Origin of the sequence: Thermobifida fusca YX (assembly GCF_000012405.1) — a bacterium.
GTDB lineage: Bacteria > Actinomycetota > Actinomycetes > Streptosporangiales > Streptosporangiaceae > Thermobifida > Thermobifida fusca.
Map to the genome: position 1 here is coordinate 1 of NC_007333.1, position 25,048 is coordinate 25,048.

Annotated in this window: 17 protein-coding genes and 1 tRNA gene; 13 read left to right on the forward strand and 5 right to left on the reverse strand. The window is 67.0% G+C overall.

Going from position 1 to position 25,048, the window contains the following annotated elements:
• The first annotated feature begins 194 nt into the window (after window positions 1–194).
• From dnaA to TFU_RS00065, 13 genes are all read left to right on the forward strand, one after another.
• Window positions 195–2,042: a chromosomal replication initiator protein DnaA gene (gene dnaA / locus TFU_RS00005; protein ID WP_011290450.1), complete on the forward strand. Its 1,848-nt coding sequence runs from the start codon at window positions 195–197 to the stop codon at window positions 2,040–2,042.
• Window positions 2,043–2,799: 757 nt separating this feature from the next.
• Window positions 2,800–3,942, forward strand: coding sequence for a DNA polymerase III subunit beta (gene dnaN, locus TFU_RS00010; RefSeq protein WP_011290451.1), 1,143 nt, complete (start codon window positions 2,800–2,802; stop codon window positions 3,940–3,942).
• A 59-nt stretch (window positions 3,943–4,001) separates the two neighbouring features.
• Window positions 4,002–4,886: a phosphogluconate dehydrogenase (NAD(+)-dependent, decarboxylating) gene (gnd, locus tag TFU_RS00015; RefSeq protein WP_011290452.1), complete on the forward strand. Its 885-nt coding sequence runs from the start codon at window positions 4,002–4,004 to the stop codon at window positions 4,884–4,886.
• Window positions 4,887–4,987: 101 nt separating this feature from the next.
• Complete coding sequence (gene recF / locus TFU_RS00020) at window positions 4,988–6,121, forward strand: DNA replication/repair protein RecF (RefSeq protein ID WP_011290453.1); 1,134 nt, start codon at window positions 4,988–4,990, stop codon at window positions 6,119–6,121.
• Window positions 6,111–6,632, forward strand: coding sequence for a DUF721 domain-containing protein (locus TFU_RS00025; RefSeq protein WP_011290454.1), 522 nt, complete (start codon window positions 6,111–6,113; stop codon window positions 6,630–6,632). The genes recF and TFU_RS00025 overlap by 11 nt, the downstream gene beginning before the upstream one ends.
• A gap of 365 nt (window positions 6,633–6,997) precedes the next feature.
• Window positions 6,998–8,935: a DNA topoisomerase (ATP-hydrolyzing) subunit B gene (gene gyrB / locus TFU_RS00030; RefSeq protein ID WP_016187959.1), complete on the forward strand. Its 1,938-nt coding sequence runs from the start codon at window positions 6,998–7,000 to the stop codon at window positions 8,933–8,935.
• A gap of 56 nt (window positions 8,936–8,991) precedes the next feature.
• Complete coding sequence (gene gyrA / locus TFU_RS00035) at window positions 8,992–11,538, forward strand: DNA gyrase subunit A (RefSeq protein WP_011290456.1); 2,547 nt, start codon at window positions 8,992–8,994, stop codon at window positions 11,536–11,538.
• Between the two features lie 199 nt (window positions 11,539–11,737).
• Window positions 11,738–12,430 carry a DUF3566 domain-containing protein gene (locus TFU_RS00040; RefSeq protein WP_011290457.1) on the forward strand — a complete coding sequence of 231 codons (693 nt, stop codon included), beginning with the start codon at window positions 11,738–11,740 and terminating at the stop codon, window positions 12,428–12,430.
• Between the two features lie 160 nt (window positions 12,431–12,590).
• A tRNA-Ile gene (locus TFU_RS00045) sits at window positions 12,591–12,664 on the forward strand.
• A 1,094-nt stretch (window positions 12,665–13,758) separates the two neighbouring features.
• Window positions 13,759–14,910 (forward strand): acylneuraminate cytidylyltransferase, encoded by a 1,152-nt coding sequence (locus tag TFU_RS00050; RefSeq protein WP_011290458.1) that lies wholly within the window; start codon window positions 13,759–13,761, stop codon window positions 14,908–14,910.
• Between the two features lie 6 nt (window positions 14,911–14,916).
• The gene (locus TFU_RS00055; protein ID WP_011290459.1) at window positions 14,917–15,828 is read left to right on the forward strand and encodes an N-acetylneuraminate synthase family protein; all 912 of its coding nucleotides are present in this window, start codon (window positions 14,917–14,919) and stop codon (window positions 15,826–15,828) included.
• A 78-nt stretch (window positions 15,829–15,906) separates the two neighbouring features.
• Window positions 15,907–16,869, forward strand: coding sequence for a glycosyltransferase family 2 protein (locus tag TFU_RS00060; protein WP_011290460.1), 963 nt, complete (start codon window positions 15,907–15,909; stop codon window positions 16,867–16,869).
• 4 nt (window positions 16,870–16,873) lie between these two features.
• Window positions 16,874–18,202, forward strand: a complete 1,329-nt coding sequence (locus TFU_RS00065) for a polysialyltransferase family glycosyltransferase (protein WP_011290461.1) — start codon at window positions 16,874–16,876, stop codon at window positions 18,200–18,202.
• A gap of 27 nt (window positions 18,203–18,229) precedes the next feature.
• Here the strand turns inward: TFU_RS00065 and TFU_RS00070 are convergent, their stop codons facing one another.
• From TFU_RS00070 to TFU_RS00090, 5 genes are all read right to left on the reverse strand, one after another.
• The gene (locus TFU_RS00070) at window positions 18,230–18,988 is read right to left on the reverse strand and encodes a metal-dependent hydrolase (RefSeq protein ID WP_011290462.1); all 759 of its coding nucleotides are present in this window, start codon (window positions 18,986–18,988) and stop codon (window positions 18,230–18,232) included.
• Window positions 18,989–19,162: 174 nt separating this feature from the next.
• Complete coding sequence (locus TFU_RS00075; protein ID WP_011290463.1) at window positions 19,163–20,473, reverse strand: DUF6716 putative glycosyltransferase; 1,311 nt, start codon at window positions 20,471–20,473, stop codon at window positions 19,163–19,165.
• Window positions 20,470–21,576, reverse strand: coding sequence for a hypothetical protein (locus TFU_RS00080; RefSeq protein ID WP_227480965.1), 1,107 nt, complete (start codon window positions 21,574–21,576; stop codon window positions 20,470–20,472). Before TFU_RS00080 ends, TFU_RS00075 begins: the two co-directional genes overlap by 4 nt.
• Window positions 21,573–22,844, reverse strand: a complete 1,272-nt coding sequence (manA, locus tag TFU_RS00085; RefSeq protein WP_011290465.1) for a mannose-6-phosphate isomerase, class I — start codon at window positions 22,842–22,844, stop codon at window positions 21,573–21,575. Before manA ends, TFU_RS00080 begins: the two co-directional genes overlap by 4 nt.
• Window positions 22,845–23,402: 558 nt before the next feature.
• Window positions 23,403–24,821: an LCP family protein gene (locus tag TFU_RS00090; protein ID WP_011290466.1), complete on the reverse strand. Its 1,419-nt coding sequence runs from the start codon at window positions 24,819–24,821 to the stop codon at window positions 23,403–23,405.
• Window positions 24,822–25,048 lie beyond the last annotated feature (227 nt).

Below are 25,048 nucleotides of genomic sequence, written 5' to 3' on the forward strand. Positions count from 1 at the left end.
AGAAAACACCGAGTTACCCACAGAACACCATTCGCTATCACAGTTTGATCACGTCGCTCCTTGACGCTGTGGACAGACGGGAGCCGTCGTGGTGAACGACACAATGGGGTGCCGTGTCACTCGTGCCGCCCGCCACGGGACGAGGACGCGGCCGGTAGGACACCGCTGGAAGGGGCGAAACATGGAAGGCCGCCGTGTCTGAGGGACAGATCAACCTCGCGATGGTGTGGTCGAGAGTGCTGGACAACCTCGACAACAACAGCCTTCCTCCCCAGCACCGGGCCTGGCTGCCGCAGACCCGGCCCCTGGGGCTCATCGAGGACACCGCACTGCTCGCCGCCCCCAACGAATTCGCCAAGGAAATCCTGGAAACCCGGCTGCGGACGGTCATCAGCCAGGCGCTCTCCGCCGAACTCGGCCGGGAGATCCGGGTCGCTGTCACCGTGGATCCCAGCGCGGTGCCGCCGTCCGCGCCCACCGAGGAAGCGTCGAGCACCAGCAGCCCAGACAGCTCGCACCCGGCTCCCGACCAGGGCTCGGCCAGCTACTCCGGGCCTCGCGACACGGCGCGGCAGCAGGCGTGGTCCCAGCAGCCTGTGCTGCCTGATCCACAGCCCACCGCGCCCCAGTTCACCCCGTCGGGACGGCCGGGCCCGCTGCCGGGCGAGCCGTTCTCCCGCGGCCCAGACCTGCTGTCCTCGGGGTGGAACCCCTCCTCGGCCGACCCCGGCAGTCCTGCATCCCCTGCCCCGGTCGCCGAGTCCGACACCGGCCCGCGCTACCAGAGCTGGGACACGTCGGCTCCCCACTGGGACCAACCCAACCGCTGGGAGACGCCGCGCCCGTGGGAAGGCGGCCCCCACCCCGGTGCCGGAAACCGTCCGCACGACGTCGGCGGCGACTCTGGCGTGCCTTCCGCAGAGCAGCCGCCGGTCACTCCGCCGCTGGGCGTGACCGAGCGGGGGGACGGGTCGACCAACCCCACGTCAGGCGGCCCGGACCAGCTCAACCCCAAGTACACCTTCGACACGTTCGTCATCGGCTCCAGCAACCGCTTCGCGCATGCCGCCGCGGTCGCCGTAGCCGAGGCCCCCGCCAAGGCCTACAACCCGCTGTTCGTCTACGGCGGCTCCGGGCTGGGCAAGACCCACCTGCTCCACGCGATCGGCCACTACACCCAGCGGCTCTACGAGGGCGCGCGGGTCCGCTACGTCAGCTCGGAAGAGTTCACCAACGAATTCATCAACTCCATCCGGGACGGCAAAGCGGACGGGTTCCGCCGCCGCTACCGGGACATCGACGTCCTCCTGGTCGACGACATCCAGTTCCTGGAGAACAAGGAGCAGACGCAGGAGGAGTTCTTCCACACCTTCAACACCCTGCACAACTCCAACAAGCAGATCGTCATCTCCTCGGACCGGCCGCCCAAGCAGCTCGTTACCTTGGAGGACCGGCTGCGCAACCGGTTCGAATGGGGGCTGATCACCGACGTCCAGCCCCCGGAGTTGGAGACCCGGATCGCGATCCTGCGGAAGAAGGCCGCCCAGGAGGGACTCAACGCTCCCCCGGAGGTGCTGGAGTTCATCGCCAGCAAGATCTCCACCAACATCCGGGAGCTGGAGGGGGCGCTCATCCGGGTCACCGCGTTCGCGAGCCTGAACCGGCAGTCGGTCGACCTGCACCTGACCAGCATCGTGCTGCGGGACCTGATCCCCAACGACGAAGTCCCAGAGATTACGGCCGCCGAAATCATGGCCCAGACCGCTTCATATTTCGGGTTGACCCCCGAGGACCTGTGCGGCACTTCCCGCTCACGGGTGCTGGTCACCGCGCGGCAGATCGCCATGTACCTGTGCCGGGAGCTGACCGACCTGTCCCTGCCCAAGATCGGGCAGCAGTTCGGTCGGGACCACACCACAGTGATGCACGCGGACCGCAAGATCCGCTCGCTCATGGCGGAGCGGCGCTCGATCTACAACCAGGTCACCGAGCTCACCAACCGCATCAAGCAGCAGGCCCACCACAACCACCACCATCTGTGAACGGGCGTCGGGGGTGGACCGCCACCCCCGACGCCCGTTCACGGGCTGGTCAGGGGGAGGTCACTGCACTCCCCAGGGGTGTGAAACCACTCACTTCGCGGCGGTTCGCCCCGGACTTTCCCCCTGTTTTCCCCATGCCCCTCCCGCGGCCCTATACCACATCCCAAGCTGTGGATAAGCCGTGGATAACTCTGGGGATAACTCCCAATTTTCTGTGGACAGCCTGGGGATACGCTGTGTATAACCCGCCACGACATCCAGTCATCCCATGAGGGGATCTGTGGGTAAAGTCGTGGACAAGCTGTGGACAACCTGGGGATGACTTGGGGACAACCGCGCTCTGTCCACAGGACGCCGAGTTTTCCACACCCGCCATCCACATCTCCTGTGGACAAAAATCACCGAGCTGACCTGCGAAAACAGGGTTTGTCCACAGTATCCACAGCCCCTATTACTACTGCGCCACAAAGAGAGATCTTCGTGGCTTAGTAAACGGGCTCGGCCGATTTCTGTGGACAACGCTCCCCGCTGCCCCAACTTCTGTCCACAACTCTCCTTCTCGGAGAGTCCCCTCCGACTCGACGCCTCGACCGTCGTACACTCGCGCCCGAATAGGGGTACCGTGGTGAACTCACCCCCGATGTCCTGACCGACATCCCGACGCGGACGGTCCCGTCCGTTGACCCGCAAGCGCCGACACGTGCGACCCAGGGCGTCGGTCGGCGGTTCATAGTCGTCGAGGAAAGAGAGACCGATCGTGAAGTTCCGGGTCGAACGCGACGTGCTCGCAGACGCCGTCGCCTGGACCGCTCGTACTCTGCCGGTCCGTCCGTCGGTGCCCGTCCTCGCTGGAATGCTGCTGGACGCCGACGACGTGGACGGACACCAGCGGCTCACCCTGTCCAGCTTCGACTACGAGGTCTCCGCCCAGGTATCGGTCGACGTCGATATCGACGAACCGGGACGGATCCTCGTGTCGGGCAAGCTGCTCGCCGAGATCGTGCGCAACCTTCCTCCACAGACTGTGGAAGTCAGCACTGACGGGGCCAAAGTCGTCGTCTCCTGCGGCAGCGCGAAGTTCACGATCCTCACCCTCCCTGTGGAGGACTACCCGACCCTCCCCGCCATGCCGGCGCTGACCGGATCCGTGCTCAGCGACACCTTCGCTGCTGCCGTCAGCCAGGTGGCCGTCGCCGCCGGACGCGACGACACCCTGCCCATGCTCACCGGGGTGCGCATCGAGATCGAAGGCTCCACCGTGACCCTCGTCTCCACCGACCGCTACCGGCTGGCGGTCCGGGAACTCACCTGGACCCCCGAGGACCCCAACGTGTCCGCGGTCGCCCTCGTCCCCGCCAAAACCCTCGCCGACACCGCCAAGTCGCTCACCGGCGGCGCCCAGATCTCCATCGCCCTGTCCACCGCGGAGAACGGCGGCGAAGGCATGATCGGCTTCGAAGGCGGCGGCCGACGCACCACCACCCGGCTCCTGGAAGGGGAGTTCCCCAAGTACCGGAAACTCCTCCCGGAGTCCTTCAACTCGGTGGCAGAAGTCCAGAAGAACGAGTTCATCGAAGCCGTCAAACGCGTCTCGCTGGTCGCGGAACGCAACACGCCGCTGCGGCTGTCCTTCACCAGCGACCGCCTGGTGCTCGAAGCCGGCACCGGAGAAGAAGCCCAGGCTGTGGAGGAACTCAGCGCCACCCTGGAAGGCGACGACATCCAGATCGCCTTCAACTCCACCTTCCTGCTCGACGGGCTCAACGCGATCGAATCAGACGTGGCCCACCTGCAGTTCACGACCTCCACCAAACCGGCCATCATCACCGGCAAGCCCGCAGACGACGGCACCGCCTCGGACTACCGGTACCTGATCATGCCTGTGCGGATCTCCAACTGACCCACCCGCGCCGGCCACCCGCACACCACCCACCTGGCTACGAGTAAGGGAAGACGAGCATGCAACTCGGCATGATCGGCCTCGGCAAGATGGGCGGCAACATGGCCGCACGGCTGCGCGACAAGGGGCACGAGGTCATCGGCTACGACGTCAACCCCGAGCTGCGCGACGTGGACTCCATCGCCGAACTCGTGGAACGACTGTCCGCCCCGCGGACCGTGTGGCTGATGGTGCCGGCCGGGGAGCCCACCCGGAACACGATCCGGGAGCTCGCCGACCTCCTCGACGAGGGCGACCTCGTCATCGAAGGCGGCAACTCCCACTACCGGGACGACCGCGTGCACGCCGACGAACTCGCCCGCCGCGGCATCGAATACCTTGATGCGGGAGTCAGCGGCGGAATCTGGGGACGCGAAAACGGCTACGGCATCATGGTCGGCGGCAGCGCCGAGAACGTGGCCCGCGCCAAGCCGATCTTCGACGCCCTCACCCCCGAGGCCGGGAGCGGGTTCGTCCACGCCGGGGAAATCGGTGCCGGGCACTTCGTCAAGATGGTCCACAACGGCATCGAATACGGCATGATGCAGGCCTTCGCCGAAGGCTACGAGCTCATGGCCGCCTCTGGGATCGTCAAAGACGTCCCCGGCACGCTCGCCAGTTGGCGCCAAGGCACCGTGGTGCGCTCCTGGCTGCTGGACCTGCTGGTCCGCGCCCTGGAAGAAGACCCCGAGCTGGAGCAGTTGCGCGGATACGCTGAAGACTCCGGTGAAGGACGCTGGACCGTGCAAGCCGCCGTTGACCACGCGGTGCCCGCCCCAGTTATCACCGCCGCCCTGTACGCCCGGTTCGCCTCCCGGCAGGAGGACAGCCCGGCGATGAAAGTCATCGCCGCACTCCGCAACCAGTTCGGCGGGCACGCGGTCGTCAAGAAGAACACCGACTAGGCTGCGCGGTCCACAGCCTGTGGACGACACGGCCGCCCCACACCTCCCGGGTTCGCGCCCACGCCCGCGCGACCCCGGTCTGCGTCCCCAGGAGCCGCCCCATGCACGTCTCCCACCTTCAGTTGGCCGACTACCGGTCCTACGAGGCCGCGTACCTGGAGCTGGAGCCGGGAGTCAGCACCTTCATAGGCCCGAACGGGCAGGGCAAGACCAACCTGGTCGAAGCGATCGGCTACGTCGCCACCCATAGCAGCCACCGCGTGGCCCACGACGCTCCCCTCGTCCGCCGAGGAGCCCAACGAGCCGTCATCCGCGCGGCCGTGGTCCGCCACGGCCAAACTGCCCTCATCGAGCTGGAGATCAACCCTGGGCGGGCCAACCGCGCCCGCCTGAACCGCTCCCCCAACACCCGGATGCGCGACGTCCTCGGCATCCTCCACACCGTCCTGTTCGCCCCCGAAGACCTGGCCCTGGTCAAAGGAGACCCGGGGGAGCGCCGCCGCTTCCTCGACGAGCTGCTGACCGCCCGCGCCCCCCGGTACGCGGGGGTGCGCTCCGACTACGAACGCGTCCTCAAACAGCGCAACGCGCTCCTCAAATCCGCAGCCGCCCAAAACCTCCACCACCGGGGCGGCCGCGACCTGCCCACGCTGGACGTGTGGGACGAGCACCTCGCCCAGATCGGCGCGGAACTCCTCGCGGCACGGCTCGCCCTGGTTGCGGAACTCCAGCCCTTGGCCGCGAAAGCCTACGGCGAACTCACCGCCACCCAAGACCCGATCAGCCTGCGCTACCGCTGCTCGGCCACTGACGAGGAGCTCGACACCACCAACCGTCCACAGCTTGTGGAAATCCTGCGCGCTGCACTGCTGCGCGCCCGCCCCGACGAACTGCGGCGCGGTGTCAGCCTCGTCGGCCCCCACCGCGACGACCTGCAGCTGTGGCTCAACGACCTGCCAGCCAAGGGCTATGCCAGCCAAGGCGAATCCTGGTCGTACGCCCTCGCGCTGCGGCTCGCCGGCTTCGAACTGCTCCGCGCCGACGGCGACGACCCCGTCCTCCTCCTCGACGACGTTTTCGCGGAACTCGACGCTGAGCGGCGGCGCCGCCTCGCCTCTTACGTCCGCACCGCGGAACAAGTCCTCGTCACCGCTGCCGTACCCGACGATGTCCCCCAAGAACTCTCCGGGGCACGATTCCGGGTCACAGGAGGGAGCGTGGAACGTGAACGGTGAGCACCCCGCCCCGGAACGCACCGACTCTCCCCAGACTGAGGAGAACATCACACCTCCCACCCCCCTGCGAGGTGTGGAACTCGCCCGCCAAGCCCTCGCTAAAGCCCGCGCCGAAGCCAAAGCCCGCGGCGCCGCCCCCCAAGGACAGGACCGCAAACCCCAGCGCAGCCTGGTCCGCAGCCGCGGCGAACCCCAACAGTTCGGCGACGCCATCCGCGCCTGGCTCATCGAACACGGCTGGCAGGAGCAGGTCGCTATCGGCGGCATCTTCGGACGCTGGTCCCGGATCGTCGGCGAACGCCTCGCCGAACACGTCCGACCCTGCAGCTACGCTGACGGGGAACTCGTCGTCGCCGTCGACTCACCCGCCTGGGCCACCCAGATCCGTGCCATGGCCCCCCAACTAGTACGCAAGCTCAACGAAGAGCTCGGCCACGGTGCCGTCCGGGTCATCAAAGTCAACGGCCCCGGCGGATACCGGACCTCACGAGGCCAGTGGCGGGTCCGGTGAACCGGCGCCCACGCCAGCACCGGGCCACGACCCGTGCCTACCCATCAACCAACAGCACTGATTCAACCGGGGCGTTCACGCCGGGGTAGGTCATGTGTTGGGGACTCGTCTCCTACACCGTTCGTTCGTTCAGGGCCGTTCCAGGCGCCTTAGATGCGACTTTTAGGTTTCGCGCAAGGTATCATGAAGGCAGTTCTCTTGGACGCCTCCACCGGCAGAGACCGCACCTAGGAGCGGATACCGGGAATCGGGGTCGCAGCAGCGTCTTGGCGGGGGCGTAGCATCGCGTTTCGCCTGGATCGCCGTGTGTCCGCCGGTTGTCATGCGGATGGTCGGCGTCCCCGGGCAGGAGGGTGTTTCCAACTTTGGCCTACGACGCGCGTTCAATCACGGTTCTGGAAGGCCTCGAAGCGGTACGCAAACGCCCCGGTATGTACATCGGATCCACGGGCGAGCGCGGACTGCACCACCTTGTCCAAGAGGTTGTGGACAACTCTGTGGACGAGGCGCTCGCCGGATACGCGACCGCTATCGAGGTCACATTGCTCGCTGACGGCGGGGTCCGGGTCACCGACAACGGACGGGGTATCCCGGTCGACCCGCACCCAGTAGAAAAGAAGCCCGCAGTAGAGCTTGTCCTCACCACCCTGCACGCGGGTGGCAAATTCGACAGCAAGTCCTACGCGGTCTCCGGCGGCCTGCACGGCGTCGGCGTCTCCGTCGTCAACGCCTTGTCCACCCGGCTCGAAGTCGAAGTCCGCCGGGACGGCTACCTGTGGACCCAGAGCTACGAGATGACCAAACCGGTCACCGAGCTCATCAGGCGGGAGCCCACCGACGAGACCGGCACCCAGATCACGTTCTGGCCGGACGGCTCCATCTTCGAAACCACCACCTTCAACTTCGAGACGCTCTCCCGGCGGCTCCAGGAGATGGCGTTCCTCAACAAGGGACTGTCCATCACCATCCGAGACGAGCGTCCCGAATTCGTCGGCGACTCCCCGGTCACCCAGACCTACTACTACGAAGGCGGGCTGTCGGACTTCGTCCGCCACCTCAACGCCACCAAGGAGCCCGTCCACTCCTCCATCATCGCGTTCGAAGAAGCCGGCGACGGGATCGCCGTCGAGATCGCGATGCAGTGGAACCAGTCCTACACCTCCTCGGTGCACACCTTCGCCAACACCATCAACACGGCTGAAGGCGGCACCCACGAAGAGGGCTTCCGCGCCGCACTCACCTCCATCGTCAACCGGTACGCCCGCGACCAGAAACTGCTGCGGGACAAGGACGAGAACCTCACCGGCGACGACATCCGGGAAGGCCTCACCGCCATCGTCTCGGTGAAACTCGCCGACCCCCAGTTCGAAGGCCAGACCAAAACCAAACTCGGCAACACCGAAGCCAAGTCCTTCGTCCAAAAGGTCTGCCACGAATACCTGCGGGACTGGCTCGACCGCAACCCGGGAGAAGCCAAAGACATCGTCACCAAGGCGACCCAGGCCGCCCGCGCCCGGATCGCCGCCCGCCAAGCCCGGGAACTCACCCGGCGCAAGACCCTGCTGGAGTCCACCTCACTGCCCGGCAAGCTCGCAGACTGCCAGTCCACCGACCCGGAACGCTGCGAGGTCTACATCGTCGAGGGAGACTCCGCCGGCGGCTCCGCCAAAGGCGGGCGTGACCCCTACTACCAGGCGATCCTCCCCATCCGCGGCAAGATCCTCAACGTCGAGAAAGCCCGCATCGACCGGATCCTCAAAAACAACGAGGTCCAGGCGATCATCACCGCGCTGGGCACGGGGATCCACGACGACTTCGACATCACCAAGCTGCGGTACCACAAGATCATCCTCATGGCCGACGCCGACGTCGACGGCCAGCACATCCGCACGCTGCTGCTCACCCTGCTGTTCCGCTTCATGAAACCGCTCATCGAAGCCGGACACGTCTACCTCGCGCAGCCCCCGCTCTACAAGATCAAGTGGGACCCCCGCGGAACCGACGTCGACTACGCCTACTCCGACCGCGAACGCGACGAGAAGATCGCCGCCGGTATCGCAGCGGGCAAGAAGGACCCCCGGCCCCGCGACCTCGTCCAGCGCTTCAAAGGCCTGGGAGAGATGAACCCCAGCGAACTGTGGGAAACCACCATGGACCCCGAACGGCGGGTGCTGCTGCAAGTGACGCTGGACGACGCAGCCCAGGCAGACGAAATGTTCAGCGTGCTCATGGGGGAAGACGTCGAATCCCGACGCGCCTTCATCCAGCGCAACGCCCGGGACGTCCGTTTCCTGGACATCTAGCCCGAACCTGACGTTTCCCGGCAGCGAACGACCCACCAGAAAAGGATCGACATCCCGTGACGGATGTGAACACGACTCCCGAGGCCCCCGACAACACCGGCGGCCGCATCGAACCGGTCGACCTCCAAGTCGAGATGCAGCGCAGCTATCTCGACTACGCCATGTCGGTCATCATCGGCCGCGCCCTCCCCGACGTCCGCGACGGTCTCAAACCCGTCCACCAGCGCGTCCTGTACGCCATGTACGACAGCGGGTACCGTCCCGACCGCGGCTACTTCAAGTGCGCCCGCGTCGTCGGGGACGTCATGGGTAACTACCACCCGCACGGCGACTCCGCCATCTACGAGACCCTGGTGCGGCTCGCCCAGCCCTGGGCGATGCGGATGCCGCTGGTCGACGGCAACGGCAACTTCGGCTCCCCGGGCAACGACCCGGCAGCGGCCATGCGCTACACCGAGTGCAAACTCGCGCCGCTGGCCATGGAGATGCTGCGCGACATCGACAAGGAGACCGTCGACTTCCGCCCCAACTACGACGGCCGCTCCCAAGAACCCGTCGTCCTTCCCGCACGCTTCCCCAACCTGCTCGTCAACGGGTCGTCGGGTATCGCCGTCGGCATGGCCACCAACATCCCCCCGCACAACCTCCGCGAGGTGGCCGAAGGCGTCTACTGGTACCTCGACCACCCCGACGCCTCCGACGAGGAACTCCTCGACGCGCTCATCGAACGCATCAAAGGCCCCGACTTCCCCACCCGCGGACGCATCGTCGGCCGGCGCGGCATCGAAGAGACCTACCGCACCGGACGCGGCTCGATCACCATGCGCGCCGTGGTCGAGATCGAAGAGGACAAGCGCGGCCGGCAGTGCCTCGTCGTCACCGAACTCCCCTACCAGGTCAACCCGGACAACCTTGCGCTGAAGATCGCTGAGCTCGTCAAGGAAGGCAAGATCAGCGGGATCGCCGACGTCAAGGATGAGAGCAGCGGCCGCACCGGCCAGCGGCTCGTCATCGTCCTCAAACGCGACGCGGTGGCCAAGGTCGTCCTCAACAACCTGTACAAGCACACCCAGCTCCAGGAAACGTTCGGCGCGAACATGCTGGCCCTGGTGGACGGAGTCCCCCGCACCCTCCGCCTCGACCAGATGATCCGCCACTGGGTGGCCCACCAGATCGAAGTCATCGTCCGGCGCACCCGCTACCTGCTGCGCAAAGCTGAGGAACGCGCCCACATCCTCCGCGCCCTGCTCAAGGCGATCGACCGGATCGACGAGGTCATCGCGCTCATCCGAGGCAGCGCCTCCGCAGACGACGCGAAGAACGGCCTCATGGAGCTCCTGGCCATCGACGACGTGCAGGCGCGCGCCATCCTCGACATGCAGCTCCGCAAACTCGCGGCCCTGGAACGCCAGCAGCTCACCAGCGAATACGACGAGCTGATGGCGCAGATCGCCGACTACAACGAGATCCTCGAATCCCCGGAGCGGCAGCGCAGGATCATCCGCGACGAGCTCGCCGAAATCGTCGAAAAGTACGGCGATGACCGCCGCACCGAGATCGTCCCCTACGAGGGCGACATGCGGATGGAGGACTTCATCGCCGAAGAGGACATTGTCGTCACCATCACCCGGGGCGGCTACGCGAAGCGCACCCGCCTCGACAACTACCGGGCGCAGAAGCGCGGCGGCAAGGGCGTGCGCGGCGCCCAGCTCAAACAGGACGACATCGTCCAGCACTTCTTCGTGACGACCACACACCACTGGATCCTGTTCTTCACCAACAAGGGCCGGGTGTACCGCACCAAGGCGTACGAGCTGCCGGAGCTCGCCCGCGACTCCCGGGGCCACCACGTCGCCAACCTGGTGCCGTTCCTCCCGGACGAGGAGATCGCCCAGGTGCTGGCGCTGCGCGACTACGACGCCGCCCCCTACCTGGTGCTCGCCACCCGCTCCGGCCTGGTGAAGAAGACCAAGCTGGCGGAGTTCGACTCCGCCCGCTCCTCCGGCATCATCGCCATCAACCTGCGGGAAGACGACGAGCTCATCGCCGCCCGGCTCGTCTACCCCACCGACGACCTGCTGCTGATCAGCAGCAACGCCCAGGCGATCCGATTCCCCGCCTCCGACGACTCGCTGCGCCCCATGGGCCGCGCCACCAGCGGTGTCATCGGTATGCGCTTCGCCGAGGGCGACTACCTGCTCAGCATGGACGTCATCCGGGAAGGCGAAGGCGCCACGGACGTGCTCGTGGCTACCGAAGGCGGCTACGCCAAGCGCACCCCGGCCGACCAGTACCCGGTGCAGAAGCGCGGCGGCAAGGGCGTGCTCACCGCCAGGATCGTGGAGTCCCGGGGCAAGCTCGTGGGCGCGCTGATGGTCGACCCCGAGGACGAGATCCTCGCGATCACCTCCAACGGCGGCGTGATCCGCACCAAGTGCGCGGAGATCAAACAGTCGCAGCGGGCCACCATGGGCGTCCGCCTCATGCACCTCTCCAAGGGCAACCACGTGGTCGCTATCGCCCGCAACACGGAGGGGATGGGCGACGACGCCGAGAACGGTGCACACGGTTCCGAGGACGCCGAAGACACCGAACAAGACTGAGTTTCACGTGAAACGCGTGCGCACGCGTGAGGGGAAAGGTATTACCCGCCCCTCGCGCGTGCCACTGGCCGCCATGTCCACCACTCAATAGAGTGGTTTTTCGTCATCAGTGACATTCGTTTCGTGGAGTTCGGTGCTCCTGTCCTGAGATCTCCCCGAATTCCACCGACTATAGGGAGAGTTCAGCGGTAACGTGGCTATGTCCGACAACGCGCAACGAGAGTCCGCTGCGGTGGAGCCGAATCCTGCCAATACCGACAAGAGCGGAGTAGACGCCGCAAGGACTACCGAGGTCGAGGGACCCGAGACCGAGACGCTCGGGACGGCCACGGACTCTGATGAAGTGACTGGGGCAGGGGGTCCCGAGACGACCGGAGGCGCTGAGGGGGAGTCTCCGGAGAGCGCGGACGCGGCCGAGGCATCGACCTCGGAAGCTGCACAGGGGGGTTCGGATATGGCAGCAGAAGCGGTTGCCGCGTCACCGAGTGCCGAAAGCAAGACCGCCAAGACCGCGGCGCGTAAGGCGCATCTGACGCTGAGCCGGATCGAACCGTGGTCGGTGATGAAGTTCAGCTTCATCATCTCGCTGGTGTGCTTCATCATCCTGTTCGTGGCGGTCGCAGTGCTCTACACCGGGCTGGAAGTCCTGGGTGTGTTCGACGCGGTGACGGAGCTGATCACCTCGCTGACCGAGGGGGACGAGGTCAGTGAGGAGTTCATCATCAACCCGGAGGTCTGGTTCTCGCCGACCCGGATTCTTGGATACACCGCGCTGTTCGGTGCGCTGAACGTCATCCTCATCACGGCTCTCGCTACCGCAGGTGCGATGCTTTACAACCTGTCCGCTGACCTCGTGGGCGGCATCGACGTAACGCTCAGCGAAACCGAGTGAGTCTTCTCGCGGGCCCGTGCCGCAGAGCACGGGCCCGAGGACTTCCAGAAGCGGGTAGAATTGAAGAAGACGGAGCAAACCACTCCGGACTTCCTCTCCCACCCGGGGGTTTCCGGTTCGCCCCACTCCCCTGGATGCGGTAGAGTTCTACACGAGCGAAGGGCGTATAGCTCAGTCGGTTAGAGCGCATCCCTGATAAGGATGAGGCCCCTGGTTCAAGTCCAGGTACGCCCACAGTTCAAGGCCTTCGCCGGATGCGGGGGCCTTTTAATTTCCGCTCTTGGGGAGCGAATCCGTCCCGCTGGATCCCCGCCGCTAGGCGTGGAGATCTCCATCGCGTTCGAGATCTGGTTGCGGCACATCTCGACACCCACCACGTAGGGCTGGTCATCACCAGGTTCCTTATCGCCCCTAAGAGGGGCAGCAACCCTGAAGTACAGGCGGCGCCGGACCGATGCCTTGCCCCTTCCTTCATTCCCAAGTGGTTGGCGATCTCCTGGGGTGAAGAAGTGTCAACGGCTCTCGAGAGGCCGCCCACGTTGAAGCGCGAACGTGATGGGCAACTGGGGGAGAGGTAGACGCCGTGCTCCCTGTCTATCGCAGAGACCGCCGGGATCCCGTGGAACGCTTGCGCGGCATGCGCCCTGCCCGGATGGGCCGCTAAGACTTTGCTGCTCGCCGAGGGTGAACTTCCTTTCCTTGTGAAAAGGAGGACTGTCGCAGTCGGCGCGGGTTGTCCTGGCGATGGTGGTGATGCCTGCGTGAGCGTTCACCCAGCACAGGCGGCACGGCGGAAGCCACCGCGAGCCCAGGGCGGGGAACCCTGCTCGAGTCTCGGCTGATGCGTGGCAAGACCAGTCGGGGCCTTCTCCAGCACGGTTTCCCTCTCGTCCTCCCAGTCCAGCTCCACCGCGGGATGTCCCACGCTCGCCACACACCGTCTGCCGAACCCGGCCGTGCCTTGCCATAGACCTGCGCGCAGAGGGAAGCGTGACACGCCGGACTTGGGGATCTCCGCTCCTGTTTCTTACTCCGTGCAGTAGGTCGACTTCCCGGAGTGTCCGCTATGAACAGCAGGTGAACGATCGGAACCGCCGTGCTGGCAGGGGAAGCAGCACCACCGTCTTCCGCAATGCCCGTTTTTGCTGTGAAAGATCCTGATACGCACCCTGTGCCGGATCACAAAGTCATATTCACTGTTTGCGGGGTTGCTGTTCACCCAGGTGTAGGGAAGTCCCATTACTGTCGATGGCCCCTGACCGGTTTTCGGGACCGGATGCGGGGGTTGTGTGTCCTCTTCTTCTCTTCCCGATCCTGGAGCCCAGCCTGTGAGCGTTGTCGCCGTCATACCCGCACGAGGAGGATCCAAGGGGGTCCCCCTGAAGAACCTCGCCAGAGTAGGCGGCCGCCCTCTGGTGGCGCGCGCAGTGGACGCTTGCCGCCGCGCCGACCTCGTCGACATGGTGGTTGTCTCCACCGACCATGACGGCATCGCCGCAGTCGCCCGCGACGCCGGGGCCACCGTGGTGGAACGCCCTGCCGACCTGGGCGCGGACACCGCGTCCTCCGAGTCGGTGCTGCTGCACGCCCTCGACCGGCTCGCGGAAGACGGCATCAACCCGCAGATCCTGGTCTTCGTCCAGTGCACCAGCCCGTTCATCGACCCCGCTGACCTGGACGACGCGGTGCGGCAGGTCCGCGACGACCTGGCCGACTCGGTGTTCTCCGCCGTGGAAACCTACGAGTTCCTGTGGCACATCACCCCCGATGGGGCACGCGGGGTCAACCATGACCACACCTACCGGCCGCGCCGCCAGGACCGCGCCCCGCATTACCGGGAGACCGGAGCGTTCTACGTGCTGCGCGTCTCCGGTTTCCGCGAGCACCAGCACCGGTTCTTCGGCCGTATCGCCGTGCAGCAGGTCAACCCCGCCCACGCGGTGGAAGTGGACTCGGTCGAGGAACTGGACCTGGCCTGCGCGGTCGCCCGTGCACTGGACCGGGAAGAACCGTTGGACGTCGACGCCGTGGTCACCGATTTCGACGGTGTGCACACCGACGACCGCGTCTACGTGGACCAGGACGGACGTGAAACGGTGGTGGTGAACCGCGGTGACGGTATGGGGGTGAGCCTGCTCCTTAAGGCAGGTATCCGCGTGTGCATTCTCTCCACCGAGGTCAACTCGGTGGTGCGGGCGCGTGCACGAAAACTAGGTGTCCCTGTGATGCACGGGCTGAGCGACAAGCGCACAGCCCTGCTCCAGTGGATGGCCGACGAAGGGCTCGACCCAGCCCGCGTCGCCTACGTCGGAAACGACGTGAATGACCTCGGTTGCCTGGCCGAGGTCGGATGGCCGATCGCGGTCCCGGACTCCCATCCGGATGTCCTCGCCGCGGCCCGGCTTGTTCTGACCCGTCCCGGAGGCTCCGGGGCGGTCCGCGAGATCTGTGAACGCGTCCTCGCGGCACGCAAAGGATAGGTAGCCATGACCCAGAACGCAACGACCGACCTCAGCGTGTCTGTTCCGGCTCCCGTAGCGATCGGTGACATTCTGGTCGGACCCGGCCAGCCCACCTACGTCATCGGCGAGATCGGAATCAACCACAACGGCGACGTGGACATTGCGCGCCAGTTGATCGAGGTCGCGGCGGAAGCCGGATGTCACGCTGTCAAGTTCCAGAAGCGGACACCTGAGATCTGTGTCCCCAAGGAACAGCGGGACAAGATACGGCAGACCCCGTGGGGCGAGATGACCTACCTGGAGTACAAGCACCGGGTGGAGTTCGGCCGGGACGAGTACACCGAGATCGCGAAGATCTGCGAGGAGAACGGTCTCCAGTGGTTCGCGTCCCCGTGGGATGTGCCGTCGGTGGAGTTCCTGGAGTCGTTCGACGTGGTCGCCCACAAGGTGGCTTCCGCGTCGATCACCGACCACGAACTGCTGCGGGCGCTGGCCGCAACTGGAAAGCCGATCATCCTGTCGACGGGCATGTCGACGATTGAGGAGATCGACGCGGCGGTGGAGATCTTCGACCGCAGCAAGCTGATCCTCATGCACTCCACCTCCACCTATCCGATGCCGCCGGAGGAGGCGAACCTGCGGACGATCATCACGCTGCGGGAGCGCTACGGGGTGCCGGTCGGCTATTCGGGGCACGAGCGTGGCCTGCAGATTTCGTTGGCCGCGGTCACGTTGGGCGCGGTGGCGGTGGAACGGCACATCACGTTAGACCGCACCATGTGGGGGTCGGACCACGCCGCCTCGCTGGAGCCCGCGGGGCTGCAGCACCTGGTCCGGGACATCCGGGTGATTGAGCAGGCGCTCGGCGACGGTGTGAAGCGCGTCTTCCCGGGGGAGGAGGAGCCCCGGAAACGGCTGCGCCGCACCACCGCGTGAGCCGGCACGGTGCTGTCGTGTTCGGGAGGCTGCGGCCTCCCGAACATTCCCGTTTTCGTTTCTGCTGGGGGCTCGTGAGTGACCACTCTGTCGGTCATCATTCCGGTGCGTGACGTTGCACCGTTGATCGCGGACACGCTGGAAAGCCTGCGGCGCAACGCACGGCCTGACTTCGAGTTCATCGTTGTGGACGACGCTTCTTCCGACGCCACCCCTGAGGTGGTGGAAGATTCGGGGGTGCCGGGGCTGACCCTGCTCCGTTCCGAGCGGTCGCTGGGGCCGTCCGCGGCCCGCAACCGGGGACTGGCGGTGGCGCAGGGCCAGTATGTCGCTTTTCTCGACGGCGACGACTGGCTGGCTCCCGGATATTTGGCGGACGCGGTCGAGGCGATCGCGGACCTGGGGGTCGACTTCATCAAAACCGACCATGTCAAAGTCACGGGGAAGGCCCGCAGCAGGGCGCGGGTCCCTGAAGGGCGGCGTGGGGTGGCGCTTCCCGCACGCTCCGGTATCCCCCCGGAGCATGCGACCACCATGGTCGACTATCCCAACGTGTGGTCCGGTGTCTACGACCGGCGCTTGTACGAGCAGGGCCTGCTCTCCTTCGACGAGGACTTGCACACCGCTGAAGACCGGTTGTGGACGTGGCGGCTGCACTTGCACGCCGACACGTTTGCGGCTGTCCCCCTGGTCGGGGTGTTCTACCGGCGGGAGGTCCCCCAGTCGCTGACTCAGGCAGGGGACGAGCGGCAGTTGCAGTTCTTCGACGCCCACGACCGGATCCGCGCGGAACTGGAGTCCCTGCCTGACGGGGAACGCTATCTTCCTAAGCTCATCCGCACCTACTGTGCGTTGATTGCCTTCCACCTTGACCGGGAGGACCGGTTGGCTCCGCGGGTGCGGCGACAACTGCGGTCGCGGGCTGCTGCGGCGCTGAGCGCTATGCCGCCGCGTCTTCTCGCCCGGGTGCTGCCCGCTTTGGGGGCGGAACGCGAACAGCTTCTCGCGGAACTGGTCGACCTGGAAACGGTGGTGGCCTGACCTGATGGCGCAGCTTTTCGTCGCCAGCACGTTTTTCGGTGCGATGTCGCTTGCTGCCGCGTTGGACGCGGGCCAGTTCGGTGCGGCAGACCAGCGGCGCATCCTCGTGGTGTCGAACAATGCGCTCGTGCCCGAGGTGGTTCCGCCGTTGGATGCCGCCCCCGGGTTTGATGTGCTGCGGTCGCGTTTCGGGGAGGTGGTGTCCTGGAACGAGCTGCTGTGGCCGTTCCACCCGTCCACATGGCAGCCGCGACAGCAGGAGCGGCCGCTTCTGAACCGGCTGCTGCGCCATTACTGGGATCTGGCGGAGGACGAGCCGCTGCACCTGGTGGTGGAGTCCATTCAAGTGCCGCCGGCGCGGGCGTTCGCTTCCGTGTTCGACGATGCCGCGATCACCGTGTACTCCGACGGGTTGATGAGCTACGGCCCGACCCGGGAGTCGCCGCCGCGCGAGGTCGCCACCCGTATCGACCGGGTCCTCTACCTTGACCTGGTGCCCGGGGTGGAGCCGCTGCTGCTCAGCGAGTACGGGGTTGCGCGCCGCACGATCAGCGGTGAAGCGTTTCGTGCCGTGGTGGCCGAGGTAGCGAAAGCTGTGGACGGGGTGGGGGAACGCACGGCGTGGGCGGGGGCGCCGCTCCTGCTCGGCCAGTATCTTGCGGCGCTCAACTTTCTTACCGCGGCTGAGGAGGATGCGCTGCACGCGCGCATGCTGCGCGGGGTGGCTGCCCAAGGCCACCGCACAGTGCTGTTCAAACCGCACCCGTCAACCACAGCGCGCACGTTCCGGACGTTGCACGCCACCGCTGAACAGCAGGGGGTGCAACTGGTGGTGCTCGACGAGCCGGTGCCCGTGGAAGTGTGGTACGAGGTGCTGCGCCCGGCTCTCGTGGTAGGTGTGTTCTCTACGGGGTTGAGTACCGCGTCCCGCTACTACGGTCTGCCAGTGGCGACCGTGGGCACGGAACTGCTGCTGGATCGGATCACCCCGTATCAGAACAGCAACCGGATTCCGGTGACGCTCGCCGACGCCACGATGCCGCGGCTGGCCGAGGACGGTACCGTGCACCCGCCGCGGATCACCGCCGACCGGGTAGCGGAGGAGCTGCTGCCGCTGCTGGTGGCGGTGGGCTACTGCATGCAGAACAGCGTGTACTCGCATCTGCGGGACGAGGCCGTAGCGTATCTGTCCCGCGGGCTTGACGAGGTGACGCGCCGCTATTTCAAGAAGCGGCGGCTCACCGCGCTGCGGCTGCCCGGCGCTGCCCCCGCCAAGCCGCGCTCGCTGCCTTGGCTGGCTGCCCGGGTGCGCCGCCTGCGGGGACGGTCCTGACGTGGGCTGCCGCGGGCCGCAGCACGGTTAGGCGACGAGCGCGTAGCCGACGGCGAGCGATCCGGTGAGGGACACGGCCCCCACCACCCATTCCGGCCAGGTTCCGGTACGAAACCGCATCCACCGGGGCACGCCGAGCATGGCCCAGCGGCGGCCGTTGACGGTGAACGGCCAGGCGAGGGGAACTCCCGAGGAGGTGAGCGCGTCTCCTAGGGAGTGGACGATCATGCCGAGGGCGACGACGGCGCCGACGATCCACCCGGGCGGGTAGTTGTCCCACGCGGTCAGGAACAGTGCGGCCACGCAGAGCGCGCCGAGGGCCGCGCCCGGCCACGAGCCGAGCGCGGTACGCAGTCCCCGCCACGCGACTTTGCGGAGCGCGCGGAGGCCGAGAAAAGCCAGGAACCATGCGGTGACCAGGGTCGCCCACCAGGACAGGTGGCAGAGCAGGCCGATCACTGCGCCGACTGCGGCCGCGAAGACGGGGGTGTGGCCTAGGTGGCGGTGTTCCCCGTCGGAGCGGTCGGCTGGGGTTCGGGTGCGCCGGTAGACGGCGAGCGACAGGGCGCGCATTCCCCGGGACAGCAGGCCGGTGACGAACCCTTGGGAGCGGGTGGCGGTCGAGGAGGGATGGTCGAGGTCGGGGACTAAGGCCGAGCCCGCGCCGAGTAACGCCCACGCCAGCAGGCCCATGGGGGTGGGAGGGGTGCCCGCGGCGGCAGCGAGCGGAGCAGCGACAGCGACTCCGACCAGGACTCCGGTGGTCGCATGGCTGAAGCCCATCATCGTGGTGGACTCCCGTTCTCCAATTGTTGGGGGGGACGGGCCATGTCCTACCCCATTGCGCGGGAGCCGATATTTACTGCTGTCCCGGTGGGGGGAGGACTCCCTGTCCGAAAAACGGGCGCCCCCTGGACCGCCAGTGCGCTGGGTGGGGAACCGCGGCTGCCCACGGGTCCGCTAGGTGGACGACTGTTCGGCCCGGTCGTGGTGCACCGGTTGCGCCGCGGGTTTCTTCGCGGGGGTGAGCAGGCGGCGGACTCGTTTGAGGCGTTTCCGGAACCGGCCGATCGTACGCAGCGCACCCGGTGGCACTTCCATGCGCAGCCGTCCCCGGCGGCGCCGCGCCACGTCTTTGGGACTGGTGAGCAGTGGGGGCCGTACTGGCAGCCCTTCCGTGCGGGCGCGTGCCACGAGCGCGCTCAACCGCGGCACCCAGTCGTTGTCGGCCGCGTCGTGGAAATAGTTCGCCGCACACCACTGCGGGTCCGGTTTCCGGAATTCGGCTGCGCGCAGATCTTCCAGGGTGCCGAGGGTGCCGCTGTCTTCGAACACCAGGTTGATCATTTCTGCGGATACGCCGAAGTCCGACAGGATCAGCAGCGGCACGTCGTAGGCGATCGCTTCGAGCGCGGCCGTGGAGCTGACCGTGACGAAACCGACGGCGTGCGCGAGCTGTTCCCGCATCGACCCGTCCGCGAACGTGACCGCGTCGGCGGGCACTTCCCCGGCCGCCACCAGGTTCTGCCACAGGGTTTCGTAGTGGTGGCGTTCCCGGTGGGTCTGCTGTTCGTGGGCGCGGGCCCGCAGTTTGACGACGACTTCCAGGTCGGGGCGGCGGGCCGCAAGGTCGGCGAGGGCACGCAGGATCGCTTCACGTTCTTCCCGTTCCACGGGCACTTTCGCCTGGGTGGCGAAGACGACGCGGTTGCGCGGCGCTTCCCTGGGAGCAGCCGGTGCGGGGAGGGCCGGGGCAGGGTTGTGGGGGAGGAACGGCAGGGTGGCGAGCCCGACTTCCCCGGTCACCCCCAGCTGTTCGCCCAATTCCCGGAACTCGGCTGCTTCCCGGTGGCTGTGCACGATGAACAAGTCGACGGGGGCGCGGTATAGCCACGCTTTCTCCGTGGCTGGAACAGACACCCCGGGCAGGCCGGAGACGAAGACCGGGCGCGGGGTGAGCCCGGCGAGCACGTCGTTGATGAGCACGTCGACCACGGGACCGGTGCACGCGGTCACCACCACGTCGGGGCGGGTGCGGCGTACGGCGCGGCGCAGCGCCGTGGCGGACAGCACGGGCGGCAGCGCAGCGCTCGCGCGGGTGCTTTCGAGCGCGCCCCGCATCTGGGTGGGGGAGGGGGCGATCGGGGTGCGGGCCACTGCGAGTTCCCCGGACCAGTCAGGGGGAAGGGCGTCGACGAGGCACGCCGCCCATTTCAGGTAGGAGTCGGAGTCGGCGATCGCCATGACGTGCACGGGTCCACGGTTGGTCACGACGGGTCCTTCGGATGTGTGACGAATGTGCTCAAGTGGGCTCGCAGACTGGGGGTGGCCTGGTCGGTCCACCACGTTTCCGGGATCGGTACCGCGCTGACCGTGGTGCCGTTCCGTTCCAGCAGAACGCGGAGCGAGGTCACGGCCGTGGACGGCAGGCTCACCACTTCGTGCCGGGCGGCTAGTCCGCGCAAGGCCAGTTCGGCGGGGAGGCCCTGGTCGGCGACCCGCAGGCGAGGGTGGGCGCGCAGGACTGCCAGGGTGCGGTCGTCTTCCCGCCGGTGCGGGTAGTAGAGGAGCGGTGCCTGCTCGGCTTGGTGCGTCACCCACGCCAGGTAGGGCTCGGCGTGGATGAGGCCGTCGCAGACCATTGCCGTGCCGAGCACCACGCGGTTTTCCTCGGGCAGGGTCCCGCCTGGCAGGGACCGCAGCCAGGGGAAGTCGTGCGTGATGATGCGGATGCCGACCGCGGTGGCTTCGTCGACTAGACGGTCGGGCAGCGGGAGCATGGTGAACACGGTGACCCGTCCGGTGCGTGCCGCCGCGCGGATCTTCCGTGCCGCTGCCAGGCCGAGGAGGCGGCGGGGCAGGGTGGAGCGCACGCGGGCCCGCTCCAGCGGGACTGCGGTGCGGCGGCTGAGCAGGCGGAGCAGGTGGAGGGTGGCGAGCCCGTCGTCCACGATGACGTAGTGGCGGGCGCGGCTGCCGAGCAGGGAGCGCTGCACTTGTCCGGAGAACGCGTCCCCGATGAACCAGACCCCGGACCCGCTGTGGTGCGGGGCCAGGCTGGGGACGGCGGGCAGGACGGTGAGCCCGTCGGGAAGATCGGTCTCGGCCAGTGCGGTGACCGTGTCCGCGAGGGACGGGGATCCGGCGCGGGGCAGGACCTGCGTGTGCTGGGCGAAGGCACCGGTGTGGTGGGCTTCGACCACGGACAGGAGTTGCAGCGGGGTTTCCACCCAGGCCATAGCGGTGGTGGTGCTGTCCGCACGGTCCGGGCAGAACGCGGGAGACGAGGAGTTCTTCACGATGCCGACCTGTCGTCCCGGTATGTCGACACCGGGGGAGAGAAAGGAAAGGAGGGCGGCACGCAGAGTACTCATCGTGGGTTAACGGGATCCAGGGTCGGGTGAACGGAAGACCAACGGGTGGTGTGGTCGTGGTGGTCTGCCGTGGTGGCGGCCGGCTGCTGGGCCACGGTGGCGATGATGATGCGGCCTTGGCCGGAGGCGAGCACGGGGCCGGTGCGGGCGCTGAGGAAGGCGGATTCTCCGCGGGCCAGGGCGAGGTTGCCTCCGCTGGGTGCGTGGAGTTCCACGGCGCCTTCGACGACGAGGGCGATGGCGGGGCCTTCGGGAAGCCACACCGCTTTCTCCCTGGGTTCGGCGACGATGAGCGCGAAGTCGTCGATGTCGGGCCGGTATTCGATCAGGCCGTCCCGCACCACGGGTTCCACGTAGGGGATGGGCAGCATGCTGTAGTCGAGCACCTTGAGGAGTTCCTCAGGGTCGACGTGTTTGGTGGTGAGGCCTGCGCGGAGCACGTTGTCGGAGGTGGCCATCACTTCCACGGCGACCCCGTGCAGGTAGGCGTGGACGTTGCCCGCGGGCAGGAACAGGGCTTGCCCTGGGGACAGCACCACGTGGTTGAGGAGGAGCGCTGCAATGGCCCCCGGGTCGCCGGGGTAGCGTTCCGCGAGGTCGAGCACGGCCCGCAGGTGGCGGGAGGGCGCTGTGGCGCGTTCCGCGAGTTCTTCCGCGGTTTCGGTGACCAGGGTGGCGCGCTGGTCAGCGGGCAGGGTGAGCAGCCGGGTCATGGCGGAGCGCAGTGCCGCGGACGGATCGGCTGCGGTCAGGTCGGCGTGGAGTGCCTGTGCCAGCGGGGTGGTGAGGCCGGCGAGGTCGGCCGCTGAGGCGGCCGGGGAGCGGAACCCGCAGAGGGCTTCGAATTCGCCGAGCGCCATGACGAGTTCTGGTTTGTGGTTGGGATCCCGGTAGTTGCGGTGCGGCGCGTCGATGGGAATCCCGGCGGCTTCTTCTGCGGCGAATCCGGCTTGGGCGCGTTCCTTGTCGGGGTGGGCCTGCAGCGACAGGGGTTGGGCGACGGCGAGGAATTTCAGGAGGAAGGGCAGGCGTTTGTTGAAGCTGCGCGCCACTTCTGTGCCGAGTGTTGTGACCGGGTCGGACGCGATCATCGCGTCGAGTCCGATCGGTTCCGTGCCGCCACTGGCGATCGTGCTGGGGGCACTGGGGTGGGCACCCAGCCACAGTTCGGCTTGGGGTTGCCCGTTGGGTTCAATTCCGAGCAGCCTAGGGATCTCGGTGGTGGATCCCCACGCGTACTGCCGAACGTGGTTGGCGAGTCGCCACATGGTCAGTCCCTCCGTGAGGCGGAACGGTGCGCCCTCGAACTCGGTTCACCAGGACGCGGTAGCCGCCACGCTAACCCCGACAAGACGGTGAAAACCGTGATCAGAGGGGTGTTCCCCCTGAATTTCGTCCTCGCGCCAGCAAGATTTAACTCGCTAGTAGGGAATCTGTAGGTTAGGCCAGGATCGTATGAAGTGGGCCACTTTTGTCCAGCAGTGAGCCTTGTGTGATCGTTGGCGCGGTTTCTTGGCGAGCGGTCCCGGGCCTGTACTCCACTGCCAGGCGCCGTGGAGGACCCGCGACGCTCCTCGCTGCTTGGGCGAGAGGACGCGGCTGGGCTCACAGGGTCCTCCTTCCGGCTGGGCACGCTCACCCCAGAGTCTCGTGACTTTCTGTTGTTGTATGCTTACAGTTCTGCGGCTCTTCGATGGGCATACCTTGTTCCTCCGGTTTCACACCCCCTGTGTGTTTCTCGGGCGGGGCCCGCCCAGCGGGAAGCGCCCATGGTGGGGCTGCTGCGGGTCGGAGCAGCCTGTCCCAGACGGCTGTGCGGCCGGGGCTCATGGGCAGAGCCTGTCGAGCGAGACCGGTTTTTTCCCGATCTGGCGGCCAGGGCTGTCGGGGGACGGTGACGGCTGCTTGGCGGTGTCGGCAGGGCCGTGGTCTTCGCCGTTGCTGCGGATCGCCCTGTCGACGAGTGTGCGGATCTCCGTCCAGTCGGGGTGCGCGGTGGTGACCTGGGGCGGGGAAAGCTGCAGGGTGTGCATGCGCGCTTGGGAGACCCGCCTGGCCAGGTCGACGAGGGCAGGCAGGTGGGAAGGGGGAATGTCGCTGGTGAGGGTGCGCTGTGTGGCGTCGGCGAGTTCGTCGAAGCGGCGCAGCACTGTCACCGGGTTGGTCTGCTCCGCGACGTATTTCAACAGGCAGCCTTGGCGGCCCATGCGGGCGTAGTCGTCGCTGTCTGTGCGGCTGCGGCTGTACCACAGCGCTTCTTTGCCGCTCATGCGCCGCTCCCCTGGTTCGAGCAGGCCTTCGCCGCGGCGGCCGTAGCGGATGGGTTCTTCCACGGGGACGACCACGCCGCCGATCGCGTCGATGAGGTCCGCGAACCCGCGGAGGTCCACGAGAGCGTAGTAGTCGATGGAGATGCCGAGTGCGTGCCCGATGACGTGCTTCAGCGTGTCCGCGGCTGGATCGGGCGCGTCGGGGTTGATGGCCAGCTCCTCGGGTTCTTCAGCCACCGTCTGGTAGACCTCGTTGAGCAGGTCGTCGAATCCGTAGGGCTCCGGGTAGCGTTCCGCGAGCGCTGTGCCTTCGGGGAACGGCACGTTTTCCAGGTTGCGGGGCACGCTGATGAGGACCGTGTCCCCGCTGTCGATGTCGATGTTGGCCACGATCATCGTGTCGGTGCGCAGCCCGTACCGGTTGTCGCCGGCGTCGCCGCCGAGGAGCAGGACGTTGATATGGGAGCGGTGGGGCCACGGGGTGTCGGCGGCAGCCTGGGACGCCGGTTCGGCGGGGGCGAGCACGCTGGTCAGCGTGCTGTGCAGGGTGACGGCGGTGCGGACGACGAACGCGAACGGCACGATGAGCGCGGTGCACAGGACGGTGACCAGTACCGCGCCTACGGCCCGGGACCCCCAGCGTTCGGGGCGCGGCCGGGTGAGCTGCCAGGACCGGATGATGATGCTCGACCACAGGGTGGCGAGGGCTACGGCGCCGATGGCGACCGCTTCCACCCAGTAGGGCTGGGCAGCCAGCCACGCCTGCCAGGACAGGTCGCTGCGCAGTTGGTAGAAGGCCGCACCGGCGGCGGTGGCGAGCAGGAGGAATCCTCCGAGGATGCCGGCTCCTGCGGCGCGTTTCCCAGCGCGCAGGTGGGCGAGGCCGGGCAGGAGGGCCGAAGCGCTCGTCCATAATGCGGCGCGCGCGGTCGCCCAGAACCGTGGGCGCCGCCCGCCTTCCGCTGGATATGCCATGGTCAACCACCCCCACGCATCCGTGGGGAGGCATCTAACCGGGAAACACGGCGACCACTCGGCGCCCTACCTTCCTTTTCGTGGTGAGTTGCGGAATTTTTGGCTTTTGCTGTGGAAAGTCAGGAAAACGGGGTTCGAGGGGAGAAGGGAAACGCCAGAGGGGCGGGGTAAGTATGCCTTGGGCCTACCTGGTTCAGCAGAGTGAACAGCGCAGATGCCGAGGAACC